Source organism: Paenibacillus sp. JT22N12, from assembly GCF_056269365.1.
On the sequence record NZ_JBWDNU010000001.1, the window covers coordinates 940221 to 966500 of the forward strand.

At 50.5% G+C, this 26280-nt stretch carries 19 protein-coding genes and 1 pseudogene; 2 read left to right on the plus strand and 18 right to left on the minus strand.

Going from position 1 to position 26280, the window contains the following annotated elements; all coding sequences use genetic code 11:
* Positions 1-177: 177 nt before the first annotated feature.
* The 8 genes from AC0YOA_RS03915 to AC0YOA_RS03950 all read right to left on the minus strand — a co-directional run bounded on the left by AC0YOA_RS03915 (position 178) and on the right by AC0YOA_RS03950 (position 11195).
* The gene (locus tag AC0YOA_RS03915; RefSeq protein WP_475785486.1) at positions 178-2601 is read right to left on the minus strand and encodes an alpha-mannosidase; all 2424 of its coding nucleotides are present in this window, start codon (positions 2599-2601) and stop codon (positions 178-180) included.
* Positions 2602-2622: 21 nt separating this feature from the next.
* Positions 2623-3978 (minus strand): sedoheptulokinase, encoded by a 1356-nt coding sequence (locus AC0YOA_RS03920; protein WP_475785487.1) that lies wholly within the window; start codon positions 3976-3978, stop codon positions 2623-2625.
* A 16-nt stretch (positions 3979-3994) separates the two neighbouring features.
* On the minus strand, positions 3995-5260 hold the full coding sequence (locus AC0YOA_RS03925) for an amidohydrolase family protein (protein ID WP_475785488.1): 1266 nt from the start codon (positions 5258-5260) through the stop codon (positions 3995-3997).
* Positions 5261-5409: 149 nt separating this feature from the next.
* Positions 5410-6762 carry an ABC transporter substrate-binding protein gene (locus AC0YOA_RS03930; RefSeq protein WP_475785489.1) on the minus strand — a complete coding sequence of 451 codons (1353 nt, stop codon included), beginning with the start codon at positions 6760-6762 and terminating at the stop codon, positions 5410-5412.
* 139 nt (positions 6763-6901) lie between these two features.
* On the minus strand, positions 6902-7729 hold the full coding sequence (locus AC0YOA_RS03935; protein ID WP_210039394.1) for a carbohydrate ABC transporter permease: 828 nt from the start codon (positions 7727-7729) through the stop codon (positions 6902-6904).
* Positions 7730-7741: 12 nt separating this feature from the next.
* Entirely contained in the window at positions 7742-8614 is an 873-nt protein-coding gene (locus AC0YOA_RS03940; protein ID WP_475785490.1) for a carbohydrate ABC transporter permease, read from the minus strand.
* A 13-nt stretch (positions 8615-8627) separates the two neighbouring features.
* Positions 8628-9644, minus strand: coding sequence for a LacI family DNA-binding transcriptional regulator (locus tag AC0YOA_RS03945; protein WP_475785491.1), 1017 nt, complete (start codon positions 9642-9644; stop codon positions 8628-8630).
* Between the two features lie 639 nt (positions 9645-10283).
* On the minus strand, positions 10284-11195 hold the full coding sequence (locus AC0YOA_RS03950; protein WP_475785492.1) for an AraC family transcriptional regulator: 912 nt from the start codon (positions 11193-11195) through the stop codon (positions 10284-10286).
* A gap of 235 nt (positions 11196-11430) precedes the next feature.
* Here AC0YOA_RS03950 and AC0YOA_RS03955 point away from each other — a divergent pair, with 235 nt between their 5' ends.
* Positions 11431-12456 (plus strand): aldo/keto reductase, encoded by a 1026-nt coding sequence (locus AC0YOA_RS03955; RefSeq protein ID WP_475785493.1) that lies wholly within the window; start codon positions 11431-11433, stop codon positions 12454-12456.
* A gap of 123 nt (positions 12457-12579) precedes the next feature.
* A pseudogene (locus tag AC0YOA_RS03960) lies at positions 12580-12669 on the plus strand (ParA family protein); the annotation flags it as partial.
* Positions 12670-12712: 43 nt separating this feature from the next.
* Here AC0YOA_RS03960 and AC0YOA_RS03965 read toward each other — a convergent pair.
* The 10 genes from AC0YOA_RS03965 to AC0YOA_RS04010 all read right to left on the minus strand — a co-directional run bounded on the left by AC0YOA_RS03965 (position 12713) and on the right by AC0YOA_RS04010 (position 26271).
* Entirely contained in the window at positions 12713-14815 is a 2103-nt protein-coding gene (locus AC0YOA_RS03965) for an Ig-like domain-containing protein (RefSeq protein WP_475785494.1), read from the minus strand.
* A 360-nt stretch (positions 14816-15175) separates the two neighbouring features.
* Positions 15176-16240 (minus strand): Gfo/Idh/MocA family protein, encoded by a 1065-nt coding sequence (locus tag AC0YOA_RS03970; protein ID WP_475785495.1) that lies wholly within the window; start codon positions 16238-16240, stop codon positions 15176-15178.
* A 135-nt stretch (positions 16241-16375) separates the two neighbouring features.
* Entirely contained in the window at positions 16376-16504 is a 129-nt protein-coding gene (locus tag AC0YOA_RS03975; RefSeq protein WP_475785496.1) for a hypothetical protein, read from the minus strand.
* Positions 16505-16593: 89 nt separating this feature from the next.
* Complete coding sequence (locus AC0YOA_RS03980) at positions 16594-18153, minus strand: ABC transporter substrate-binding protein (RefSeq protein ID WP_475785497.1); 1560 nt, start codon at positions 18151-18153, stop codon at positions 16594-16596.
* A 138-nt stretch (positions 18154-18291) separates the two neighbouring features.
* Positions 18292-19170 carry a carbohydrate ABC transporter permease gene (locus tag AC0YOA_RS03985; RefSeq protein ID WP_475785498.1) on the minus strand — a complete coding sequence of 293 codons (879 nt, stop codon included), beginning with the start codon at positions 19168-19170 and terminating at the stop codon, positions 18292-18294.
* A 14-nt stretch (positions 19171-19184) separates the two neighbouring features.
* The gene (locus tag AC0YOA_RS03990) at positions 19185-20153 is read right to left on the minus strand and encodes an ABC transporter permease (protein ID WP_475785499.1); all 969 of its coding nucleotides are present in this window, start codon (positions 20151-20153) and stop codon (positions 19185-19187) included.
* A 228-nt stretch (positions 20154-20381) separates the two neighbouring features.
* Positions 20382-22739, minus strand: coding sequence for a helix-turn-helix domain-containing protein (locus AC0YOA_RS03995; protein ID WP_475785500.1), 2358 nt, complete (start codon positions 22737-22739; stop codon positions 20382-20384).
* Positions 22740-23255: 516 nt separating this feature from the next.
* Entirely contained in the window at positions 23256-24014 is a 759-nt protein-coding gene (locus AC0YOA_RS04000; RefSeq protein ID WP_475785501.1) for a glycerophosphodiester phosphodiesterase family protein, read from the minus strand.
* A gap of 15 nt (positions 24015-24029) precedes the next feature.
* Positions 24030-25379 (minus strand): ABC transporter substrate-binding protein, encoded by a 1350-nt coding sequence (locus AC0YOA_RS04005; protein ID WP_475785502.1) that lies wholly within the window; start codon positions 25377-25379, stop codon positions 24030-24032.
* A 58-nt stretch (positions 25380-25437) separates the two neighbouring features.
* The gene (locus tag AC0YOA_RS04010; protein WP_379113111.1) at positions 25438-26271 is read right to left on the minus strand and encodes a carbohydrate ABC transporter permease; all 834 of its coding nucleotides are present in this window, start codon (positions 26269-26271) and stop codon (positions 25438-25440) included.
* Positions 26272-26280 lie beyond the last annotated feature (9 nt).

Consider the following 26280-nt stretch of genomic DNA (forward strand, 5'->3'; position numbering starts at 1 on the left):
CCGATACTGCGGCTTGCCTTGATCTCGCAAGGCAGTAATAGGTTAACCAAGATTAGAGAAGATTAACAATTCTGGGCGGGCAAACAAGCTGACACAGCCCGGAAAGCGACAATCCGGCTGGAACAGCGGTCGCAAGCCCAAATTGTCCCGCCGCATTTCCTTCAATCGGCCCCCCTTCTACCATTCGAGCAAATCTGTCTCGACAATCACCGCTTCCGGATCAAGGGGAATGCGGAAAGTCTTGATCTCGGATGGACGGAACGACGCGCGGATGGTTCTTCCCCACTTGGGAAGGCTGACCTCGGCCGTTACGGCCCGTTTATCCGTCTCATAGCAGCGGACGATGAGATCGTCGTTATCCTCCGCTTTCTTGATGGCGCTGACGATAATATTGCTGCTGTCGACCGTGACAAAAGAATCCGTTTGCGGCAGCTTGCCCTCATGATAGGTTTCAATCACCGCAACCGGCTTGCAGTTAAGCTCGGCTGCGCGTTGGACGACACCCGATTGCTCCCAGGACCCTTCATGCGGCAGCAGCGAATACGAGAACCGTTGAACGCCCTGGTCGATGAACGTATATTCGCCGTCCGGATCGGGAACAAAGGGAACATGATGCGCATAGATGGGACTGCGCAGTACGGTTAAAGCCAGCTCCTTGTTATGAATGCTGTAGCTGTACTTGGCATCATTGATGAGGCTCACGCCATAAACCTGGTTGGTGCCCTGAACAAGTCCGGTATAATCCACCCAGCTCTGCCCCGGCTCTTCTTCCCCGTTATGCTCGCGCTCGATCGTACCGTAAGGAATCTCATACGTATGCTTGCTGAACACGACATTCATCGGGAATACCAGCTTCAGCATCTTGAACTGCTCACGCCAATCAACGGTAATATGGACATCGATCCCGTCACGTCCCGCATACATGGAGAAATCCTGAATCAGCCTGGAGCTGCCGTATTCACTGACAACCCGGATGACCGACTTGACCGGTCCATGCTCTACCCGGAACACTCTCGTCGCCTTGAAGGCGCCGATGACCTGATTGAAATGCAGGACATCATGGCTCCATGTGTCCGACTTATCCTCAATAACTACGGGTTTGGCCGCCTCGCCCCCAAATACCTCATGACCTGCCTTCTTGTCCCTCAGGCTGGCGATATATCCGGTATCCCGGTCGAATTCAAGCCGGTACCGGTCATTTTCCAGCACCAGGTCGCTTGCTTGAATGGGTACTCCCACAGGCTTAAGCGACTCGGATTGCAGAACCAGCCGGTACGTCCTGTAGCCGAGCGAAGGCAGATCGGCCAGGAAGCTGAGCCGGTAACGCCCCCTCGCGGATGCCTGTGACTGCACGGTCTGGAAGGGGATAACCTGACCGCTGTCATCCAGCAGCACTGTCTTGTCTGTAACCCCGCCTGTTTCCAACTCAACATTCACGAGGCTTGACCATGCATGCGGATTAAACACAACAATCGGCTTCATGCTTTCATCCTGTTCAATGCCGATGTTCCAGGATAAGGACTGTACGGCATAATTGAGCGAACGGTCGGCTATCGCCATGGCTTCCCCATACAAATACATGGCATCCTGGTAGGCAGGCTCCAGACTGGTTCCCGCCATAATATCATGGAACTGGTTGAACAAGACGTTTTTCCAGGCACGGTCGAACTCCTTGGGGTACGGCTGGCCGGTAATCCATGAGGCAAGAGCGGAATATTTCTCGGCGGCAATCAACCGGTTCTCGGCCTGCCGGTTCCACTGCTTGATGCCTGAATGGGCCGCATAACAGCCGCTGGCATGATGCTGGAGATCATCATGGACAACAGGAAATTCCAGTCCCTTCTCCTCCATGTCACGGAAATAACGGTCCGGCGTGGAGAATTCCAGCTTCGGCAGGTCCGCTTCCCCGTTCAGCTTGCGGATGCTGGCGATGTTTTCCTTCGTTGGACCGCCGCCATGATTGCCGACACCGTAGAACAGCATCAGGTCGCTAACGGGCTCCTTGAATTCTGCCAATGTACGGCGGACGTGATTGTCCAGCTCCTTGCCCCAGGACAAGTATTCAAACATGATGCGGAAGGTCAGCACCTTGGAGCCGTCGTCGGACTGCCACCAGAATAAACGGCCGGGAAGCCCCTTCTCATTGGGCATGGGACGCATCATCACATAATAGTCCATGCCGCTCTTCTTCAAAATCTGCGGCAGCATGGCGTTATGGCCGAAGCTGTCCACATTGTAGCCTACCTTGGCGGTTACGCTGAACTTCTCGTGAAAATACCGCTGTCCATACAGCCCTTGGCGGACAAAGGACTCGCCGCCTGGAATATTGCAGTCAGGCTGAATCCACCACCCGCCAACGATATTCCAGCGCTTCTCCTGCACACGCTCTTTAATTTCCTGAAACATCGCTGGATCGTTATTTTCGACCCATTCATACATGGCCGCAGAACTTGAGGTGAAGATGAAATCCTCTGATTCCTTCATCCGGTCGAGCGCGGAACGGAAGGTCGCCTTGGCTTCCTGAAACCCTTCCTGCCACTGCCACAGCCATACGGGATCCAGGTGCGCATTGCCGATCATATACAGTTTCTTGTCTTTCATTCTCTCATCAGCTCCCAATCATTATGAATCCGCCGCGTCTGCTTTCAATCTCATCAATCCATTAGCCGCATGAACAGCGGCTCCGCAGGCGGCTTCCTCCTCCACCACGGACAACAGCAGAGGACGGCCCAGCTTCACCTGAAGCAGCCGCTGCAGAGCCGGATTCCTGCGGATGCCGTTGCCTGAGCCAACCAGGCAGCTTACAGCTTCCAGGCGGGAAGCAGGCAGCAGCCGTACAAAAGCAAGCAGTTCCTCCGTCATGCCCTGCAGAAACCCGGCAATAATCGCTCCCGGCCGCATATTCAGGGCATTCAGGCCTGTAATTGTTCCCGCCGCATCCGGCTTATCCCTTGTTCCATAAAATTGCGTTCCAACCAGAGGCAAAGCCTCATCTGCCTCCAATGAAGCGACCGCAAGCCGGTTCATGGTGTCGAACATTGCGGACTCACTCATCTCCTGTCCCGTGAAGGTTTGGCAGATCTCCCTGAAGAAGCGCTCCAGCAGCTCATAGGATTTGCCGCCGCTTAGCGACGCTCCCACGAGCAGATAACCCCCGCCCGGGAAAGGGCGTGTGTCCAAGCCTGCTATATTCTCATAAGTATTGCTGTACACCGAAATCTGCGAGCCCGTACCGACATTAACCAACAGGGAATCCTCTGCCTTGGCAACAGCTCCGATAAAGCTGGCCTGATTGTCTCCAATAGCGCAAAATACCGGCTTGCCGTCCCCCGTTCGCCCAACAAGGGGATTATCGTTGCCCGCAAGCATCGGCAATATGGATGGATCAATGCCGGCCTTGTTGAACGCATCCCTGTCAAATTCCCTGTTCCTGAGGTCAAAGAGACCCAGAGATGCGGCATTCGACGCATCCATAACCGGGGCAGAGCTGCCGCACAGCCGCATCGCCAGATAATCTCCGATGGTGCACAGGCGCCTGGCCTGCGCGGGAACCATTTTGCTGCGTACATTGTAGAAATGCGTCACCAATCCATAACCGGTAGAGACCGGATAGCCTGTTCGTTCCCTCAGCCTGCCCGCATAAGAAAGGCCGGTCTCAAGCTGCTGGTCCCCCCGGCTATCCTGCCATGTATATAAGGGGCTTGCATGCTTCCCCCTCTCATCCACATACAGAATCCCATGCATCTGACAGGAGATGCCGATACCCTCCACCTGCGGCCAATAGGCTGCGCAGGCCGCAATCAATTCCTCCACGGACGCGATAATACGCTCCGGGTCCTGCAGCTGCTCCCAGCTGTGCGCTGCCTGTATGGCGGCATCATTCGGGCAGGAGACCATCTTGACCGCATCACCGCTGATTTTTTCCCGGATCAGGATACATATGGATGTTGTACCCACATCAATGCCTGCCGTATACATAACGGATCCCCCTTGTTTAAGCTTTCATATCACCCAGCTTGTACAGATCGATCAGGTTATTGCGGAATATCCGGTCGGCGAAGGCCATGGCCTGTTTTTCTCCCATTGCGCCTTCCTCCATTTTCTCCGTCAGCACCTCCGCAACAAGATTTCTGGCCAGCTTCTGATGCGCATAGGTACCCTCGATATAATTATAATCGCCGCCAAAGCCCTGAATTTTGTTTTGCGGCACCATTTCAATCATCTGATGCATGATTTGTTTGGCCGCCGTCGGTGAAATGATATACATCCAGGTAAAATCAGCATAAACATTGGGGAAATTTTTGGCAATGCTCAAATAGCTCGTAGCATACGGATAGCCGCAGTGGAGCAGCACAAATTTGGCTTCGCTGTATTCAAGCAGCAGGGGGATCAATCCCTCCACATTGGAATTCGAAATAAGATTGCCATTGCCCGAAACACTGGTTTCATGATGCCCGGTATGGATTTGAATGGGCAATCCGTAAGCGATGGAACGCTGGATAATAAAATGAATCAAATAATCCTGAAGCGGCTGTGTTTCCTCCTGGGACAAGCTTTGCGCAAGCGAAGAGGCACGCAGCCGGTTGAAGACCTGCTCCGCCTCGAACATCGTCGGCTTCGAGCTTGCCAATGTCCGCCAATACGCATGACCCAGCTTGGTTGCCACCATTCCCTCCTGCACATATCTATGCAGCAAGGCATCCACGGCCTCCAGGTACTGCCGCAAATCATGCGCATTTATTCCGGCGTTCTTCTCCACATCGTGAAGGTCCTGCAGCGATCGCAGCTTGAAGGTGAAATCCATAAACATGATGGGGCGGAAGCGATCGTAATCCAGCTCTGTCGTCTGGATCAGCGTGAAGGCCAGATCGATTCCCGAGCGTTCCACCATAACTTTATGATACCAATCGGGATCGTGGGTTGCCTGCTTCACCTTGTCATTGGCCTGCATAATCCCGTCCACGGACCAGTCACGCAGGTCATACAAATCCTCCATTGCCGTGCGGAACATGCGCGCATAGGTCGTGTTGCTTGTTTGCTGCCAGTATGATAAGAAAATACCCGCTTTCTCTTCATCGCCGAGCTGGCTCCGCCTGCTCAGGATGCCGCGCTCCATGCCGGCCGTGACCAAATCGGAGTCCAGATAATGCATCAATGAGAAAAAATCATGGTTTTCTTTTTTTCTGATTTGGGGTGTTGCCAGATGCTCATGACCGTCTATCATACGGATTTGTTGTATATATTCATGAATGCTGCTCATGGTTGTCTCTCCTTCCAAGCCTTTAGACCTGTGGTTAACCGGCGGAGCATGAGGAAACTGTCCGGAGAAGCATTAGGGACAATTTCCGCATGCGCAGTCCGCTTAACCACCGGCCTTGTAAAACGGATTATTTGAGTGCGCGAGGCATGTTAGTCGACGCTAAGCTCAGGGAACGTATTTTTGACTTCTTTCTTGAATGCCGCGACAACATCGTCATAGCTGGATTTATTCGTGACCCCTTCGCCTGCGACCTTTCTCCATTTGCTCAAAATATCCTCGCCGTATTTGTCCGCCTTCACGGCAGGCATCTGCTTGATTGTTTCATAATAAGGCTTCAGAATGTTTTGATCACCGAAAAAGCTCGATTTGAAGGAATCCAGATTTTTCTCATAAACGGTTGCGTTCCCCGGCATGTTCCCGGTTTTACCGAGATTGTACTCCTGCCATTCCGGACTTGCGATATATTTGATGAATTCGTAAGCAAGATCTTTATTCTCTGATTTCTCATAGATACCGCGGTACGTACCGCCCATATAGAAGCCTTCCGGCGTTTTGGCAACGCCGAATTTGCCAACTGCCTTGTCATCTTTGTTATCGATCATGAAACTGGCCCATGCAGGCATGGAAGTCAGAATGACGCTGCCGTCATTCAAGGCATTGCCCCAGCCGGCCGACATGAACGGAAGCTTCGCATCCACATTGCCCGCATCGACCTGCTTTTGTATTTCATAGGTGTCTTTCCACCGGGTGTCGATATTGAGCTTGCCGTCCTTGACCCAAGGCTCCGTGTTGTAAGCCGCAAGGTCGAACAGGTCGCCGGAGCTCTCGATCAGATGGACTTTGCCTCCGCTGTCCTGGGCAACCTTCTTGCCCAGCTCAATGATCTTGTCCCAGCTGCTGACCATTTCGCTGATTTTATCGGGATCATCCGTTCCAAGATATTTCTTGGCATTGTCGCGGAGATACCAGAAGCCGCCCGGCGAGGAATGATCGGAAATCGCACGCACCTTGCCGTCAGCGGAGCGTCCCAGAGCCTGAACATAAGGAATGTAGTCCTTGAGCAGATCCTCCGCACCCATTGCAGAGAGGTCGGTCAGAAATTTGGAATCAATAAACTTGCCGATATAGCCCCGTTCCAGATCGAAGATATCCGGAACGCCCTTGCCGGACTGAAGAACAGAGAGCAGCTTGGTCTGATACTGGTCGCCGGGGAATAATTGAACGTCTATCGTGACGCCCGGATTCTTCTCCTCAAACTTGGCCGCCATATCCTTTACCTGATCGAAGAACGTCCATATGACCAGCTTGCCTTCAAGCTTGGCCGGCGCGTTCCCGTTATCGCCCGTCGTCCCCGCGTTCGTTCCTTCACCGGCTGCTGCGCCGGGATCATTGGCCGCGGGCGCGTTCCCGTTGTTCGCATTATTGCTCTTGCCGCAGCCCGCCAGCAATCCCGTCACCAATACAACTGCAAACAGCAATGACAACCATTTTTTCGTGTTCAAAACGATCTCCCCTTTAAGAGTTATTGAACTTGCTGTCCAGACCCATGTACATGTACGAAGCGCTTACACTCTTGCCAATCCGAGCTCTTGCCAATCCTTGGCACCACCTCTTTCAATGGAATCGGCTGCCCGCTTACGGTCAGCCCTTAACCGCTCCTGCTGCGACGCCGCTTATAATCTTCTTGGACATGATGGAGAAGAATATCAGCAGCGGTACGACAGAAATGACAATACCGACATATTGGGCGCCGAAATCGGATGAAAACTGCGATTTCACACTGGCAATCATGACCGGAAGCGTCTGAAGATCACCATCAAAGAGAACAATCATCGGCGTGAGAAAATCATTCCATTTACCGATAAAAGAGAATATCGCCAGCGTCGCCAGCGCCGGACCCATCAAACTCAGAATAATCCGGTGAAAAATCTGCAGTTCTCCGTATCCGTCCACCCTGGCGGATTCAATAATTTCAGTCGGCACCGAATTGTCCGCAAATTGGCGCATCAGGAAGATTCCGAAGGCATTGTAGAGGGACTGCAGCAGCAGCGGCCAGTACGTATTGAGCATATGAAGCGTATCCATCAGTTTGTAGAAGCCGATAATGCCAAGCTGGCCCGGTATCATCATCGTGCCCAGAACGAACAGAAACAGCGCATTTTTGAAGCGGAAATTATATTTGGAGAAGCCGTAGCCGGCCAGTGCCGCGAAATACACATTAATAATTGTTGAAGTGACGGTAATAAATACAGTATTGGCGAATCCCCGCCAAATATTGACGGAAGCTACGAGCCGGTTGTAGTTATCCGCAAGCTGATCGCCCGGCAGAAGCAGCAGCTCCCTTGCTATTTCCGAATTGGAATGCGTGGACGTAATGATCATGCTGTAGAACGGGACCAGGCAGACCAGCGCCACAACGACCAGCAGAATGTAGAGAAACCAGCTGGAAATTTTTGTTTTTGCAACCATGTTGATTCCTCCTTATTCCCTTAGCCTTGCAGCGAATGTAGTGATTGCGGTAAAGAACATGACGACGGCAAAGATCCCGAAGGCAATAGCCGAACCATAGCTGTAATCGAAGGTTTTGAAAGCCGTTTCATACAAATACATAATCATCGTTCTCGTCGCATTGCCGGGACCGTCTCCCAGCATCAACGGCGCATCGAACAGCTGCAGTCCGCCGATGACCGAGGTAATCATCGTGAAGAGAAACACGGGCCGCAGCATCGGCAGCGTTATTTTCATCGCAGTCTGGCGTTTGGTCGCGCCGTCCATGGCAGCCGCCTCGTACACTTCATCGGGGATAGCCTGCAGTCCGGCGATGAAGACGATCATATTAAAACCAAAATACTGCCAGCAAATGACGCCCGCCACGATAATCCGCGACCACCAGGGGTTGTTGAACCAGTTGACGGGATCGTCGATCAATCCTATCTGGAGCAGCAGCTTATTGATACTCCCGGTCTGCCAGTCGAACATCAGGCTGAACATGACACCCAATGTAACCGGTGTCACAATATGCGGAAAATAATACACGGCCCGGAAGAAATGCTTCCCTCTGATGAATTTCTCATTCAGAACCAGGGCCAGAATCAAGGCCAGAACCAGCTGCGGAACAATGGATAATATCCATATAATCAGCGTGTTGCCTATCGTCTGGTAGAAAAAGCTGTCATGCAGCAGCCTCGTGTAATTCGCCACCCCGACATAAATGGGATCGGAGAATCCGTCCCATTTGGTAAAGCTCAGGTACAAGGTGTACAGAATCGGCACGAGACCGATAAGCGCAAAACCGATAAAGAATGGCGAAATAAACAGGTAGCCGTACATGGATTTATTGATTTTATTGTTCATAGGCCTCCACCCCCTACTGTGAATGATGGTTCAAGTTGTCGCAGGAATCACGGATGACCAGCTGCGGCTTTAATAAATGACTGCTCTGGTGCATCTCTTCATACCCATCGATTTTGCCGAATAATCCTTCAGCCGCATGAATGCCGATGGCTTCGAAGGGCTGGCGCACCGTTGTCAGGGACGGGTATACCCATTCTGATATCGTAATATCGTCGAAGCCGACAATCGACATCTGGCCCGGTACGTTCAAGCCGTGCTCCTGGATGGCCCGGAGCGCTCCGATTGCAGTTTCGTCATTGGAGGCAATAACAGCGGTGAAGCCCTGCTGCTGAAGCAGCTTTTTCATAGCCTGGTATCCGCCCTGATTGCTCCAGTTCGACTCCACCACCCATTCCGGATGATAGTCCAGCTTCAAGGCTTCCATTGCCTGCTTATAGCCCTTCAACCGGTATTTGTTGGCGCCGGCGTTCTCCGGACCGGCAATGTAGGCGATGCTTCTATGCCCCTTCTGATGCAGATAAGCCACAATATCCGAGGTGCCGGCCGCATTATCCACATCCACCGAGAACAGTCCGTCCAGCTCGCCATGATCGCCGATCAGAGCAATGGGGTATTCCGTATCCCTGATCTTGATCAAGTCCTTGGCTTCCCGTTTCAGAAAGCTGACCAGTATAATGCCGTCCACCTGACCTTCGTACAGCAAATTAAGGAAAGATATCTCATTCTCATAATTTGACGTCCAGCTGTAAAATATACAGTTGTAGCCTTTTTTCTTGGCGACCCGCTCAATGCCGCTAATGATTCCGGAGTAGAAAATATTCGAGATATTGTCCACAACGACACCGATCGTATTAGTCTTGTTCATTACTAATTTGCGGGCATTGGCATTGCGGTGGAAGTTCAGCTCCTCTATCGCTTTCTCCAATGCGTCCTGTGTCGCTTTTTTTACCTTTTGCCCATTAAGATAGCGGGATACGGTGCTTTTCGAAGTATTGGCCAGCCTGGCGACATCATGAATTGTAGATCCCATTGGTCTTACCTGCTTTCCGGCGAGATGTTTCCCAAATTGAATGCGCTTTTTTGGGAACGTTCCCATTTTATCATGAATATAGTCCAATGCCACGCATTAATCCCTCTTTTATGGATAAATGCGGACGCGCAGCCTATGGCGGCCAGGTTCGTTCCTTTCTTTAAAAAACGATTGAAATCTAAAGGCGCGGTATTATACTTTTGCGCTGCCGGCAACCTTCCTGCTCTCGAAAATATACTAGCAAGAGATGAAAATTTACTTCTATTTTCGAGGTTTTGGGAACGTTCCCAAATTCGGTGAAATAAAAAGTCCCAGCTTCATCAAACGCCCGGTCTGTGAAATGAATGCTGCGGCTTTCTTTTTGGGAACGTTCCCAAATTACAATGAAAGAAAATTTATAAGTTGATAATAATAGCTAGTCGATGAGATGTCAATGCTTTTTATAAAAATAAAAGCGGTTCCTCCCTGACTGTCATGGAAACGGTCAATCCTCGCCCCAGCCATTTGGACACCGATTAAAGACAATGAGCAGTGGCCTCTTCAAAATTGCATCAGATACCGCAGTTGGAGCTGCGGCACTCAGCTTCTGCAAAGCTGTATGGATGCGAGTTTGGTAAGCTGTACTCCAAGCTGTTTCTCTCACTGTTCTGCCAATTGCTCGCCCTCACTGCGGGAACGGATATACTGCACGGGCGAGAGTCCAAACAACCTCTTGTACTCACGGCTAAACTGAGTCGAGCTATGGTAGCCCGTGCTAAGCGCCGTTTCTGTTACATTTGCGCCGCCAAGCAAAAGCCTGCGAGCCTCCTGTAGACGAAGTTGTTTCTGGTATTGCAAAGGAGTCATACCCGTCACTTCTTTGAATTTGTAATGTAGGCTGGACACACTCATATTCCCCAGTTCAGCCAGTTTTTCAATGTTAAAGCCGTGATCAAAATTACGGGTTATCCAGTCAATCACTCTGCTGATACCAGAAGCCTCTTGATGCCATAACATGTTGTGGTAAAAGCGTGTGCCATCTTCGTGATCCAGCAGCCAGTAGATGATTTCCCGTTTTACAGTTGGAGCGAGGTATCTGGCGGCCGTGGGGTTTTGCGCGAGCCGGAGCAGTTTCTCGAAGCCCTCCAATACCTCATGTCTTGGTCTTCCAACAAAAATGCCCGGGTAATGTTCATCCTTCGGCTTGAGTTTCAGGGCGGCCTCGGTTGCGACAGCGGCCACCTCACCTGATTGTAATTCAATCTGCAGTGCTAAAAATGGCGCATCTGCGGTAGCCTCCAGTACCTGCCCCATAACCGGCATACTAACGCTTGTGGCGAGATAATTCCCTGGCTTGTATTCAATTATGTCTTCTCCAAACTGTAAGTGCGTCTTCCCCTGCAAAATAATGCATAGAGAAGGCTTCAGCGGGCCCTTTGCCAGGACCGTTGCACTGTTGTTCTTCAATAAACGGAGAAAAGGGATGGCAGTCTGAAGCTTATTTGTACGTATTTGTAAACTCAGGTTCAAAAGCCGTTCCATGACCTGGATGTTCGCCTGATTCATGTCCATGCACTTATTCCTTTGTCTTGAGAATGTATTCTTAGCTAATATCAGAACACTTTACAGCTGAAAAAACAATTTGCTTTGGATGATTAGGCATACATTCTGTATGATTTAACTATCAAGCAAAGAGAAAAAAGAACATAATTGCGAATGTACCGGTACAAAACGCATGTACGGCTTTTACTAAGTGATCATTATCGTCAAGGTATAGAATGTTAAATATCTAAGGAGGTTATACCTAATGAAGTATAAACAACTTGGGAATACAGGGCTTTTGGTTTCGCAGCTTGCGTTAGGGACAATGACGTTCACCGGCGGAAAGGATAACTTTAAGGTTCTCGGTTCTATAAGTCAAGAAGAAGCTGACAAGATGATTCAGAAAAGTGTGGATATTGGAATCAATTTCTTTGATACGGCTGATATTTATGCTGATGGTGAGAGTGAAATTACGCTTGGGCAATCTATCCGCAATCTTGGTATTGCGCGAAAAAATGTTGTGATCGCTACTAAAGTAGCTGGACGAGTTGGCTTGGGACGTAACGATATTGGAGCTTCAAGAGGACACATTACGAATGCAGTTGAAGCGAGTCTGAAGAGGCTACAAACCGATTACATCGATTTGTATCAGATCCATTCCGATGATTTCTTGACACCGATTGAAGAAACCTTAGGTGCTCTAGATGATCTGGTATCACAAGGAAAAGTGCGATATATTGGAGTATCAAACTGGCAAGCTTGGAAGATTGCCGATGCGCTTGGCATTTCGGAGCGTAAAAATCTAGCCCGCTTTGAAACGATGCAGGGATATTATTCGCTTGCCAGCCGAGACTTGGAGCGGGAATTGGAACCTATGATGAAAGCGAAGAAGATGGGACTCTTGGTGTGGGGTCCACTTGCCGGTGGCCTGCTGTCAGGAAGATATGATCGGCACAATCAGATCGCAGAGGATTCGCGCCGCTCGGTAGCTGATTTCCCGATTGTGGACAAGGAACGTGCCTGGAATATCATTGATACGTTAAAGCCGATTGCGAAAGCGCATGGAACAAGTATTGCCAGTGTCGCCCTCGCTTGGTTGCTAACTAGACCAGTCGTAACCTCTGTTCTTATTGGAGCGAAGCGACTTGATCAGTTGGAAGAAAATCTGGCAGCAGCAAAATTGGAGTTGACGGATGAAGAAATTCATTGTCTTGACGAAGTGAGCGCACTGCCGCCGGAATATCCAGGCTGGATGATTGAACATCAAAAGAAAGACCGCCTGGAGCCTTAAGAGCATTCAATAAATTCACGATTGTAATGCCCGTGCCAAGCTTTTATATATAGCTATTCCTTCAAGAAAGCCGGTTGCCTGATATTCAGCGTAACCGGCTTTTTTGCATTAAAGGTTTAAAACATATCTAAGATGATCGCCCTCGTAAATCAGAAAGGAGGCGTGGGCAAAACGACAACAGCGGTCAACCTTGGCATTGGATCAGTCGGGAAACATGCAGGATCCGCCAAATAAAGTGAAGGAAGAAGTTCAGCTCTTATCCTGCTGTATCCGTGCCGCCAAATATGACGTGATAGGTCCCGGTTCCTTCTTTCGTCTTGAGGCCGTTCCAACCTGCCGCATCCGTGATGCCGCTGACAAAGCCCATCCGGTACGTTTTACTGCCCTCAAGGGCCCTGCCCAGATTCAAGGTTACCTGCGTCACGACCTTCGACTTATCCTGCAATTGATCGGAGGCAATCGCAATCGGGTTTCCGTCAGAGTCGCTGATGCGGATAAAGGATGCACTTACATTTTTCACTGGCTCGCTGAAATATACCGTTACCGTCCTGTTGTTGATTGCGACCGCGGTTGCCGCGTACGGCTGGGGATTGAGCACTTCGGTCCCGGCAAATAATTTCTTGTTGGCGTTATTGGATGTATTCAGCCCCGTAATGCCGCTGACAGCTGCTGTATAGACATGACCGGGCCGGAACAATGAAGGATTGCCGTCATCCGAAGTGCGAATCTGGAACGTAATGACATGATCGGCTCCCGGTTTGCGCTGCAGATAATATCTCCAGCCGGAAGTGGAGATGTTCGCTCCATCCCGGGTCAGTACAGTCAGCTTGAGTCCGGACAGGTTAACGCCTGCCAGGGGCTGACTGAAATAGACATCGACCGTATTTTCGTTGACTGGCAGAATATTATTCACGAGCAGCGTCGCTGCCGGGTTGCGGCCGTTGCCGTAGAAGGAACGCTGGGTATTCTCGGCAATGACATTGCCGGATAAATCCCTGATCGCGTTCACGGTCAGTTTATAGCTCTGGCCCGAAATCTGGCCGCCTGTGGTCAGGGTTACCGTCAAATCCGCTGCCTTGTATACAGCCTGTATCGGCAGGCCAAGGCCGCCGTCAAAGTTAAAAAAGACGGGATTGCCGGCATATAAAGGATCCAGCTTCTCGTTAAATGTCAGCACGACCTTATTCGTGCCTGCGGCAATTTTCGTGATGACCGGCGGTGAATTGTCCACCACAGCGCCAAAATGCAGCCCGCTGGCAGCGTCCATCACGTTGCCTGCCAGATCTTTGACATTGTTGACCGAAAGCGTGTAAAGCGTTCCCGATGCCTGCTTCACGGTCAGAATTGTTACCTTCTTCTTGTCGGAAGAAAGGCTGATGCTTCGGATGACCAAGCCATTGTTGAATTGGTAATTCGCGGTGTTCGTAGCTGAAACGGCATCAACCGGCTCGCTGAAAACCACGTCGATCGAGGCATCGGCATTGATTTTGGATGAAGTTATCTTCGGTTTGGTGAGATCGCCGCTCAGTGCTGTGAACGACCATGTCCTTCCTTCAACCGACAGCCGGTACACGGTGCCCGCGATATGTTTATTCGTTGTAAGCGTGATGACATTGCCGGTGCTGTTCAATGCGGCGCTTTGAATCATCAATGTATTTCCACTGGCGTTCACGATGCTGAACTGCCCTTTCGTCACGCTGCTGACCGGAACCTTCAGCTTGATCTGAACCGTGGTGCTGGACGCCGGAACCACCGATTCCACCTGAAGTACCTCGCGCTCCGGATTTTGACCCGGATTCATCTCCAGATAAACCGCATAAGACGCGTTAACGAGCATTGAGCGCCGCGCTACCACTGTATAATCCGATTGCTCGGGAATCCAGTTTTTGTACAAAGCATTGCCGACATCAGCCTTTGCCCAGGCAGATACCTTACCGTAAACGGCGGTGGAGCCTGCGCTGGAATTCCCATAAGCCCGCACAAGCACAGCAGCCAGCTGCTCCACAGTCACATTGGTCAAGGGCGCGAATTTACCGTTTCCCATCCCTTTCATCAAGCCGGATTTGGTGACGGCTTGAATTTCGCCAAAGGACCATCTGGTTTTCAGCACATCGCTGTAAACCGGTGATGCCGGTTCCTCTCTGAGCTCCCATAAACGGAATAAAACCGCAGCGAACTGTTCGCGGGACATCGGGTCGCCCAGACGGGATGTTCCGTCGGCAAAGCCTGTGAAAATCCCCTTATCGCGCAGAAACTGGAATTTCTGCTCTGTATTGAGCTCTGCCGCTCCCGCTTGCAATGGAGGCAGGCATGCCAGAAGAATCAGTGCTGCCAGGACAATCATTCGTAATCTTCTCACTTTCAAACCCTCCCAAAGAATAAAATATTATACGCTTCCACCCCGAAGCATGCAGTGAAATTTCGATCATCCTTTTTACGCAAAAATGATACATAATGTTTCATGATATCAGCGGAGAAAATAAAATAATTATTAGTATCTTCAGACGGCAAAAAAAGCCGGCCCCCGGTACAACGATCCGGTTTGGCCAGCTTTATTGTGGACTACTTATATCAAATTCTGATGTGTGGAGTAGCTAAGGGTACAACAGCTATTCCACACAAGTGACAGGCGGATATCTTGCTTATAACAATTGCGAGTTTCGAAAAGACGTTTTTCGCATGCGCTGCCGGCATGATCACCGGATTATTAAACCAATTTCTATAATTGAATTTCTTTGTTCTGCTTCGCCGACTCATAGATTGCCGACAGAATCTTGATCATGTCCACGCCATGCTCCGGCAGAATAATAGGCTCCGCGCGGCCTTTCAGCACATCGACAAAGTGGAACAGATGGCTGTCATGATCATTCATCCCTTTGCCGGGCAGACTGGGGCTTACGTCGGATACGGTACCTGCAATTTCCGTAAACAGCTTCAGCTTGCCGTTCTTGAAGGCAGCCCCTGATTTCGTTCCCCTCAGCTCATAGAAATTGCATTCCTCCTCCACATTGGAGGCCCAGCTGAACTCGATCTGCAGGGTGGCCCCGTTATCGAAGCGGATAAATCCGGTTGCCAAATCCTCCACATCGAAGGTCCCATCATCCCGCTTCTCGCCGAATTGGCTGTGAACCGAGTCGCTGAGGGTATTGTCGGCAAATTTCGTATAGACGGCTCCCGATACCGCGGTCGGCTTGGGATTGCCCATCAGCCAGACTGCGACATCGATAAAATGCACGCCAAGATCGATCAGCGATCCGCCGCCCGACAGCTCCTTGGTTGTGAACCATCCGCCTTTGCCGGGAATACCGCGCCGGCGCAGCCAGCCGCAGCGGCCTGTATAGATTTCGCCCATATTCCCTTCTTCTATGTACTTCTTCATAAATTGGGTCGCTGCGCTGAAACGGTTGTTGCGCATGGTCATCAGTGTGCGCCCGCTTCGCGCTGCCGCATCCGCCATTTTCTGAGCTTCTTGCGGGCTGATCGCATCCGGCTTCTCGCAGAAGACATGCTTTCCGGCATTAAGCGCTGCAACCGCAATCTCGGAATGATATAGATTGGGCGTGCAAATATCAACGACGTCAATGTCCGCCTTCTCCAGCAGCTCCCGGTAATCGGTATAAACCTCCGCTATCCCGTATTTCTCCGCGAACCGCTCCGCCTTCTCGCGGTTGATATCGCATACGGCCGTTATGACCGCTTCCCGGTTCGCCGTCCATGCCGGCGCATGCGCGACAGTCGCGATGCCTCCCGCTCCGATAATGGCTGCTTTGATTTGATTATCCATGTTGTTTACCTCTCCCTATGACTCCAAATTATCCGGAAGCCGCCCCCGAATCAAAGCAAGGGGCAGCTCCCGGACCCAATAGCTGAACCAGATGAATTCACTCATCCATATATATGCTGTCCCATTGCAAATTATTTAAGGTGTAACCGCACCCAGCGTGAGCGGTGAGCTCGGGCTAGACGCATAAAGCTGGAAGTAGCCTTCATCCAGAGTCGGATTGCTGGAATCCGTCAGACTGAACACTTCGGTTCTGTCCACATTCAAGGTCAGTTCGACCGGATTTCGTTGTTGGGGACGAACATTCTCCCGTTGCAGCTTGGCGAATGTTCGTCCAATGAACCCGGAGGATATTATTATTTGCCGTTCTTGGCAACCCAATCAGCCAGCTGCTGATTAATGGCAGCCTGGATTTTGTCGTAGCCGGCTTTCTTCAACGCTTCGAGATACTTGGGCAGCATTTCTGCCGGATCGACCGTTCCCGTCTCAAGCGGAACCTTATACTCCGCATTGACCGCGCTTACGGCTGCTGATTCTGTTTTCAGGTCGGAATCGTTAAAATGAAATCCACTGAGCGGTGGAACCGCGGCTTCCTCATTCAGCTTCTTCGTCTGCTCGAACACATCGGCCGGCTGATTCTCGCGCACCAGACCGTTAAATTGATTGCCGAATACCCAGTCGATATTGGGAGCATAACCCGAGTTTTCAAGCGGTTTGTATACACCGTCGACCTCTTCGTAATGCTTGCCTTTAATGCCGTAGGAGAGCAGCTTATACAATTCCTTGTCGTTGTTGACCAGCTCCAGAAGCATCAAGGCTCTTTCCGGATTTTTCGATGTATTGCTGATTGCGTTCATCGTGGCCGTTACCCCTGTGAACTGCGGCTCGGTAATGCGCTGCATCACCACTTCATTGCCGCCGTTCTTGGACGGATAGGACACATCTCCGCCCGGCTTGAAGGTAACATCTGTAATGACGGCCACATTGCCCTTGGCGAGCAGCTGGTTCCAGTCCTTCACCGTAGCCAGATCCTGATAGATATACCCTTTCTCATACCAGCTGTGCATCAGTTCCAAATAGGATTTGTACTGCGGCGTGGCCAACTTGTCGATATTTTTGTACGGATCATCGGGATTGTAGGTGATGCCTCCGCTGTAATCCTTCAGAACGGGATCCTGCGGACCGTTATTCCCGGCCTGGAACGCAAACGGGATGACATCCGGCTCATTTTTCTTCAGCGTCTCGAGGAAAGGCTCCAGATCCTCCAGCGACTTCACCTGCGTTGTATCAAAATTGTATTTGTCTGTAAACCGCTTCTGGAAGACGAAGCCGAACGCCGTAGCTGCGACCTGATAGCTCGGAACTGCATAAATTTTGCCGTCCGTATCCGCTTTCACATCTTCCCAGAACCGGGCAGGCATCATATCGTTGAATGTTTTTGGCGCGTATTTGGGGAGCAGGTCGTCAAGGGCCAGAAAAGCGCCTTTCTTGACATTCTCGTTGTACTTCAGCAGCCAGGAGGCTGTTGTCCAGACGATATCGATCGGCTCGCCGGATGAAATCGAAACATTAAGCTTCTGGTCATAGCTGCCGAAGTCAACCGGCTTCAGCTTCACGGTTGCATTCAAATCCGTATTATCCTTCAAATACTGGTTAACCGCGTCCTCGACTGCCTGCTGATCCGGCTGCTGCTGGCTTGTTCCGTAATACCAGCTAAGCTCTACTTGAGGAAGCTCCTCGGGTGCGTCGGGTGCGTCGCTCCCGGCAGGTGCAGCGGCGTCTTGTCCATTGGCTGGATTATTTGCGGCAACGGGTTCATTCCGGTTATTGCCGTTCTTCGTGCTGCTGCAGCCTGCCAGGATCATCATCAAAGCCAATACCAGCAGCCCAAGCTTATACGTGTTGTTCTGTTTCATGTGTAAACCTCCCATTAATGCTCATCATCTATAAATATAATAATATGGAGATCATGCCCTGTCTTCCTTATTCTCCCTCCCTCTGGCGCGATCTCTTCATGTATTATCCTGAAACGGCGTATTCAGTAAGGCAGGCAGCTAGCCTTTCAGTGAGCCTACCGTAAGCCCCTGGACAAAATAACGCTGAAAGAACGGAAAGACCAGCATCATCGGACCGGCAGCTATTACCACCATTGCCATCCGCGCCGACATTGTAGGAAACTGGTTCATATCCAGGCCGATGCCGAATTTGTCCAGATTTTGCGTAATGACCTCCATACTGTTGAGCATCCGCACCAGCATCAGCTGCAGAGGAACCAGATCGGGATTATCAATGAACAACAGCGCCTGAAACCATTCATTCCAGTAGTTGAACGCAATCAGGAGGCCCATGGTCGCAAGCGCCGGAGTGGACAGCGGCATGATGATGGTGAAGAAAATACGCCATTCCCGCGCCCCGTCCATCTTCGCCGACTCAATGATTTCCATCGGGATTTTGGACAGGAACCCTTTCAGCACCATTACATTCCAGGCATTCAGCAGCCCCGGCAGCACCAGCGCCCACAGCGTATCCTTCGTATGCAGATACTGCGTCATCAGAATATAGAAGGGTACGAGCCCCCCGCTGAAAAGCATCGTAAAAAACACATAAAAGCTCGTGGCGTTCTTGTATTTGTAATCCGGCCGGGAGATCGAATAAGCAATCATCGATGTGATCAGCAGCCCCGCAGCCGTGCCAATCAAGGTGACCAGCGCCGTAATGCCGTAGGCTCTGATGATGATATCCGGCACTTTGAAAATATACCGGTAAGCCGATAAGGTGAAGGAATCCGGAATGAAGTGGTAACCGGATTTGGTCAGAAATGCTTCGCTCGACAAGGAGACTGAGATAACCAGAATGAACGGGATAATCATCAATAGGCTTAAAATGATAAAAAACAGATTGATGAAGGGTGCGGATTTATTGGCCTGCTGCATGTCTCTTCCCCTTCCTAAAACAACGCGTTGTCGTCATTTATTTTTTTCACGATATAGTTGGCTGTAATCACCAGGAAGAATCCTACGACCGATTGGTAAAGCCCGGTAGCCGATGACATTCCGATATCCCCCAGCTCCCTCAAGGCGCGGAACACATAGGTGTCGATAATATCCGTCGAAGCGAACGTAAACGGCGAATTGTTCGGCACAAAATAATGCAGGCCAAAGTCGCCCCGGAATATGCCGCCAATGGACAGGATCAGCATGATGGATATAAGCGGAGTCAGCAGCGGCAGGGTGATTTTCATGGCCATCTGCAGCCTAGTGGCGCCATCTATCCGGGCCGCTTCATAATACTCCCCGCTGATCCCCATTATCCCGGCAAAATAAATGAGGGTTCCAAAGCCGATAGCCTTCCACTCATGCACCAGAATGAGAATATACGACCAGGGGCCGGATTCGAAGTACCATTTGTGCGCCGTCATCCCCAGGGATAACAGGGTTTGATTGAGGAATCCCGATGCATGGTCCAGAAAAGCCAGCGTAATGTAGCCGACGACAACCCAGGATACAAAATAAGGGAGGAACAATACCGTCTGATGGACCTTAACCCACCGTTTGTTTACCTGGCTGAGCAGAATGGCCAGGATCAATGCGGCTATCGTCCCGATAATAATATAAGATAAGGAGTACAACACCGTGTTTCTCGTGATTCTCCATGCGTTCTCCGAAGCGAACAGAAATTCAAAATTTTTGAGCCCTACCCACTCGCTCCCCAAAATCCCCTTGTCATACCGGTAATTTTTAAACGCGACGATGACGCCGAACATCGGCAGGTAAGAAAAGATGAATAAATAGACGATGCCCGGCAGCGACAAACCGAACAATTCTATGTTCTGTTTGAACCCTGATCCCTTCTTCTCTCTCTTGGCAAGCTTTCCCGCCGCAGCTGTCTGAACCAAAGCTGTTTCTTTGTCCGCCATTCTTTTGCTCACTCCTCTTTAACTTGTGCTGCGCTTTGCTCTACCTGTATCTTCGCTGATTGCGGTCGTCATAAGAAGTCCAAAATCCCGATATTATTCCCAAATTCCAATCCAAAATGCCGCAAAAAGTCCAAAACGGCCCTGATCAGCCCCTTTAGACAAAAAGAAGACAGCTTCTCCGACTTGCGAGGAGCTGTCTTCAGCTAAAATGCTGCACCTGGCGGTTCGTTACTTGTCCACGCTAAGGCTGTTCTTGATCCGGTAATCCTTCGGCGTGGTGCCGTACTTGTTCTTGAACAGACGAAAGAAATTGCTGCGCGTGCCGAAGCCGATCTTATCGATCAGCTCGTTGATGGTGTAGTTGTCCTCTTCCAGATAGATGACGGCCTGCCGGAGCCTGAGCTCATTGATATACTCGGAGACCGCGATACCGAGCAGCTTCTTGAACAGCTTGCCGATATAGTCGGGCGAGAGCTTCATCACGTCCCCGATTTTCTGCAGGCTGAGACTGATATCGGAATAATTTTGCTCAATGATATCCTTCACCGTTTCTACCAATATCTCATTCCGCTCCTGCTCCGGATTCTTCTTGTTCTCATTGATTTCCCGGTAAACATCCAGAAGAATATTTTTCATGCTCTCAAGCGAATCACTGTCCATGATTTTGCGGTCAATATCGGACATCTGGATAGTCACAGGGACAATCCGGTTATCATTCATCTCCTTGATCCCATTCTTCATCAGAATGAAGACATGCAGGGCCATATAAACCATATAATCATAGTTCAATGTGGAGATATATTCGAAAATCCTGTCCAGCGTCTTTCGGAACGCTTCCGGCTGCAGCGACTTCATGCTCTCCATCAGCTTCTTCTCAAGCTCCGGGGGAAGGCTCGCCTCCGTCTGCGCCGCATTCTCCTTGATCATGGAAGGAACAAGGATGGACTGGCCTCCATAAACCAGCTTGTAGCGGAGCAGCTGCAGGCAGCCGAGATATTGATCATGCAAGGGAGCATAGTCGGCAATCACTTCCCCGAGAGCTGCAGAGAATTTCACCCGGTACATCCGGGCGATTGCGTCCTGGATTTGACTCATCACCCCGCGCACCCCCGTCTCAGTCAGCTCCGCTTCGTCTCTTGTGCTGATAACCGCGACAAGATGCTCGCTTTTCATCTCGATAGCCTCGCAAAGATAGGTCCGGGACAACATCTCCTGAGCAATATTCGCAATGGCAAAATGCAGCAGGCTCCGTTCCTTCTCATCCCCGGAGTTGGCCGAATCAGTCGATCCATCCAATTTCATGACGCTTAGCATGCAGGGACCCGCAGGGTTCATCGCAAGCTTATGCTGTTGAATCCATCCCAGAAGCTGCTCCCTCGATAAAGCCTGGCTGTCGGTCACAATCTTCCGGATATAATAGGAGCGCACAATGCTGCGCGTGGTATGCTGCTCACTGCGGGCGGCCTTCAGACGCTGGATCGTTTGTTCGTACACACTGGACATATAAGTCAGCTCGTCTCCGCCGGGCGGTTCCGTCTCGGCTTCTCCCCCTGCGTCTCCCCGGATAAAGCTGACCAGCTTGCCGAGCGGCCGGTACAGCCGATGGGATACGCCAAGAATGGTCAACAGCGACAGCAGGACGAAAATCAAGGTCAGGACAATGGATGTATTTTTAAGCGATTCCGCTTTCTTTACCAAACTCTCATAGGGCTGGATGCTGACGAGAGTCCAGCCGTTGATGCCGGTATTCAAGTAGTTGACGATTTTCTTCTTATCCGAAATCGAATAATTGAAGGCTCCGCTGCCATCGTCTGCCCTTGTCGCTGCATCAATCCGGTCCATAATCGCTTGCCTGAAATCACCGGTTAATTCGGGCGTGTCGGTGTCGGGCGTTATGACGCTGCCATCATCGCTCATAATAAATACATTTTCATTTTCCTCCCAGGCAAGCTGGTTGATCAGTTTGATATTATCGAACAGCCACTGCGGCTTGATATTCAGAATAAAAGCGCTTTGACCCGGCTGATAGACAATGGAATCATAATTGAAGATAGAGAAGAAATCGGCCTTTCCCCCCTCTTGGCCGTCAAGACTCATGGGGAGCATTTTCAGCTTGGGGATGGGCTTGCCGGCTTTTAACATCTTCCTTAACGCTGCATAAATCGGCGCATCGCGGTCCTGCAGCACAGGGTCGCCGCCCCATACGAACTGGTCCGTATTGACGTTGTAAATAATAATGGAGTGAATAAAAGGCGTGTAGTCGGCAAATTTATCAATTCTCAACCGTTTTCGGAGCATCTCGAAGACATCGGAGTTATCCGTTGCGGTCATCAGCGGAATCACATCATTATCGTAATAAAGCGAGGTCACCAGCTTCTGGATCACGTCATTCAAATATGTGACATTGAATTTGATCTGGGAGAGCACCTTCTTGTTGGCTTCCCGCTGCATGTCCAGCACGATCTTCTCGGAGTTGTAATACAGCGCGCTTGAGAACAGGGCAAGCAGCAGCAGAACCAGAATGGAGAAGCTCACAATGATCCGCCCAAGATATTTCTTGGACTTATACAAATGAAAAATATTCATTAATCGGTCCTCTCCCAGCTATCCAGGTTCTCAGTTCTCGAAATTAAAACGCTTACATTGGATAATATATGGCTTGTTAATGTAGCTATTATAAAGAAATCCCGGATTGATATCAATTGATTTTCTAGTACGGCATTGAAAAAGCAAGCGGGCGAAGTCACGGTTCAGTATGGCTTCTGTCGTATTCAGAAGCAAGGTAACCCGGAGGCGTAATAAGATCAGGAACCGGACCGCCTTCGTCCTTGCCAGATCCGCTCATAATCCCCCACCCCGGCCATTTTCCTCGCTGGAGTCGTTTCCTGTTACTGATGAGCTCCGGATCCATACTCCAGCAAGGTTTTTTCTGCTTATAGCACCGTGATCCACAGTTACCGCACGTGTAATAAGGTTTTTCCTCGCTGCAGCGGACTAATAGCTGTCCTGGTCGGCCCGCTGCTTTTCTTTCTTGCTGCTATAAAAAAAATAGCCTCCGTTCCCTTATCGGGCGGAGGCTTCCTTGTAATCCTGGCAGCTTGCTCAAGCTTGCTGCTTTAATATCTCCATGGCAGGCACCGGATCGTTGCAGGTCATTAAAGTGGCGCCGCATGCCAGTCCATGGCGGACCTGGGCTTCATTGTCCGGGCAGTAACACCAGACCAGCAGCCCCTTATGCTTGTATTCTTCCACGATTTCCGGCGTGAGCTGTCCCATTTCAATGCCGATGGCCCACAGCTTCGAATAAGTTCCCTCATCGCCCGGGACAAAATTGGACATTTTCGTCCCCGGGAAGCCCTGCGTCCTCAGCTTGTAAACATCGTGCAGGTACGCGATAACCGCAGCATCAAAACACGCAAACACGCAGCGCTCCAGATAACCGTACTCCTTCAGAATGGCAACGGTCAGATCAACGGCTTCCATCGCATCATGGTTGGATTTGATCTCCACATTCAGCAGCACATCCGGATAAGAACGCAGCAGCTCGCACAGCTCTGCGAGAGTCGGGATGTCAAGCCCGGCAAATTCGGGATCGAACCAGCTGCCCGCATCCAGCTGCTTGAGCTCGGCAAGACTGAACCCGCCGACTTTTCCCGAACCATTCGTCGTGCGGTCTACGGTCGCATCATGCAGCACCATGACTGCCTTGTCGCTGGACAGCCGCAGATCAAACTCCAGCATATCCACGCCCAGCTCCAGTGACTTGCGGAATGCGAGCAGCGTATTTTCGGGATAATCCGATTTATAGCCTCTATGGGCCGCTACAATAATGCCGGGTTGATTCGCAATACGTTCGATCATACGGTTCATTCCCTCCTACTCAGCGAGAATACGCTCTGCTTCTTTCTTGAATGTATCAAGCGTAGACGGAATATCCTTGCTGTCATACATAATCGCCTCGATCGCGGAGAAGAATTCATGCATAACCTCCGGCCAAGCTACATCCTTATTCGTATCTGTCGCATATTGCAGCTGATCGTAAGCCACTTTGCGGTTCGGCTCCTTTGCCCACAGATCCTGGATTTCCTTCGATTCAACCATTTTCTTGGTGAAAGGCAGATAACCGGATGACATAATGAATGGCAGGGCGCCTTGCGGATCCGTCTCCATCCAATTGATGAACTCCCATGCCGCTTCCTTGTTTTTTGAACCCGACAGCATGGCGACATTGGCGCCTCCGGTAGGGTTGGCGAATACTTTATCCTGCGGCAGGAAGGCCGTCACATAATCAAAGTCCACCGCATCCGCGAGCGAGCCGATGCTTCCGGTCGATCCGAACATCATCGCGACCTTGCCGTCAACAAACATTTGCGTCACGATATTGCCTGAATCCTGCGCCGGCGGATAATACAGGGCGCCAGAGCTTTGAAGATCCTTCAGGTAACTGAATACTTTGACGCCTACTCCATTATCGCCAAACCCGATCGAGGTATTGTCGGCATTGAAGAAGGTTCCTTCGGCTTGTGAAATCATCGCAATCGGATACCAGGTATCATAAGGCATCGTAAAGCCATAACGTGTTACCTGATCTTTATCTTTGACAACCAGTGCATTGGCAACCTTCTTCATCTCATCCCAGGTCGTTGGTACGGCAAGGCCCTTCTCGTCCAGCAGTGTTTTATTCACATGCAGGATTGGCGTGGAACGGTTAAGCGGCAGGGAAACCAGCTTGTCGTTGAAGATGGAATGGCCCATGAGACCTTCCGTAAAGTCATCCTTGCTCACACCCGAGGTTTCCATGTAAGGGTTCAGGTCTTCCAGAACATCCGAATCCGCGAACATTTGAACATAAGCGCGCTCAAGCATGCTCACATCCGGCGCGGTACCTGACGCAATCGCCTGCTGAAGCTTGGTCACTTCATCATCATAGCTGCCCTGGAATGTTCCGACAACTTCAATGTCTTCATGGGAATCATTAAAACGTTTGATGAGCGCATCCATATATTCGGCATTTTTGCCGGTCAGGGAGTGCCAGAATTGAACAGTTGTTTTCTCGCCCGATGCCGTGTCCGTTGCCGGTGCCGGATCTGCTGCGTTGGTTGTGGATGAATCATTTGTCGTATTGGCGGCTGCACCGTTATTTGTGTTGTTCGCTGTGCTCCCACAGCCTGCCAGAATGCTGATAAGCATCGTTACCATCAAAATAAGAATAAATTTGTTCTTCATGCTGGTTTTCCCTCCATTATTTGTTTTTATCTTTTTTATTTAAAAGGGATCAAATGCGCTATTTAATCCCTGAATAAACGAAAGCTCTCACAATCTGTCTGGAACAAATGATATACATAATCAGAATCGGTACAACCAATACCACATTGCCCGCCATAATAATATGCCAGTGGCTGATCCCTTCGGTTTCCCGCAGCATCGCAATACCGATCGTCAGCGGCCGTATTGCCGTCGTATCCGTCATGATCAAGGGCCAGAAATATTCGTTCCAATGACTGACAAAGCTGAACAGCGCTATTGTCGCCAACGCTGATTTGGACATCGGAATCATGATCTTCCAGATCAATTTGAATTCGCTGGCATTATCCAGCCTGGCCGCTTCGATAATTTCCTCCGGAACCTGCATGAAATACTGGCGCAGCAGGAAGATGCCGAAGGCATTGGACATGAACGGAATGATTTGCGGCAGCAGCGTCTTGATCAGCCCCCAGTCGCCCATCATCATATAAACCGGAATGAAGGTGACCTGACCGGGAATCATAAAGGCCAGCAGAACCATACCGAAGAACAGCTTGTTTCCGGCAAATTTATATTTGGCAAAGGCGTAAGCTGCCGGTACCATAATAATCAACTGGAGCAGGATGATCGAGACCGTGATAATGACAGAGTTTCTGGCGTACATCAGAAACGGGCCCGCCTGCATCGCTTCGGCGAAATTCACCCACTGCGGCCAGGCCGGAATCAATGTGGGCGGAAAGGTCAGCGTCTCTTTGTACGTCTGCAGAGAGGTGGAAACCATCCACAGGAACGGAAAAACAAATATCATCAGAAGAACGGCTTTCAAGATAAATCCCAGTGAGTATCTCACGGCTTTGAAATCAAATGTCTTCAAGTGGGAATC

Coding starts and splice junctions, on each gene's coding strand:
- AC0YOA_RS03915 (WP_475785486.1), bottom strand. CDS start 2,601: ATGAAAGACAAGAAACTGTATATGATCGGCAATGCGCACCTGGATCCC.
- AC0YOA_RS03920 (WP_475785487.1), bottom strand. CDS start 3,978: ATGTATACGGCAGGCATTGATGTGGGTACAACATCCATATGTATCCTG.
- AC0YOA_RS03925 (WP_475785488.1), bottom strand. CDS start 5,260: ATGAGCAGCATTCATGAATATATACAACAAATCCGTATGATAGACGGT.
- AC0YOA_RS03935 (WP_210039394.1), bottom strand. CDS start 7,729: ATGGTTGCAAAAACAAAAATTTCCAGCTGGTTTCTCTACATTCTGCTG.
- AC0YOA_RS03940 (WP_475785490.1), bottom strand. CDS start 8,614: ATGAACAATAAAATCAATAAATCCATGTACGGCTACCTGTTTATTTCG.
- AC0YOA_RS03945 (WP_475785491.1), bottom strand. CDS start 9,644: ATGGGATCTACAATTCATGATGTCGCCAGGCTGGCCAATACTTCGAAA.
- AC0YOA_RS03950 (WP_475785492.1), bottom strand. CDS start 11,195: ATGGACATGAATCAGGCGAACATCCAGGTCATGGAACGGCTTTTGAAC.
- AC0YOA_RS03955 (WP_475785493.1), top strand. CDS start 11,431: ATGAAGTATAAACAACTTGGGAATACAGGGCTTTTGGTTTCGCAGCTT.
- AC0YOA_RS03970 (WP_475785495.1), bottom strand. CDS start 16,240: ATGGATAATCAAATCAAAGCAGCCATTATCGGAGCGGGAGGCATCGCG.
- AC0YOA_RS03980 (WP_475785497.1), bottom strand. CDS start 18,153: ATGAAACAGAACAACACGTATAAGCTTGGGCTGCTGGTATTGGCTTTG.
- AC0YOA_RS03985 (WP_475785498.1), bottom strand. CDS start 19,170: ATGCAGCAGGCCAATAAATCCGCACCCTTCATCAATCTGTTTTTTATC.
- AC0YOA_RS03990 (WP_475785499.1), bottom strand. CDS start 20,153: ATGGCGGACAAAGAAACAGCTTTGGTTCAGACAGCTGCGGCGGGAAAG.
- AC0YOA_RS03995 (WP_475785500.1), bottom strand. CDS start 22,739: ATGAATATTTTTCATTTGTATAAGTCCAAGAAATATCTTGGGCGGATC.
- AC0YOA_RS04000 (WP_475785501.1), bottom strand. CDS start 24,014: ATGATCGAACGTATTGCGAATCAACCCGGCATTATTGTAGCGGCCCAT.
- AC0YOA_RS04005 (WP_475785502.1), bottom strand. CDS start 25,379: ATGAAGAACAAATTTATTCTTATTTTGATGGTAACGATGCTTATCAGC.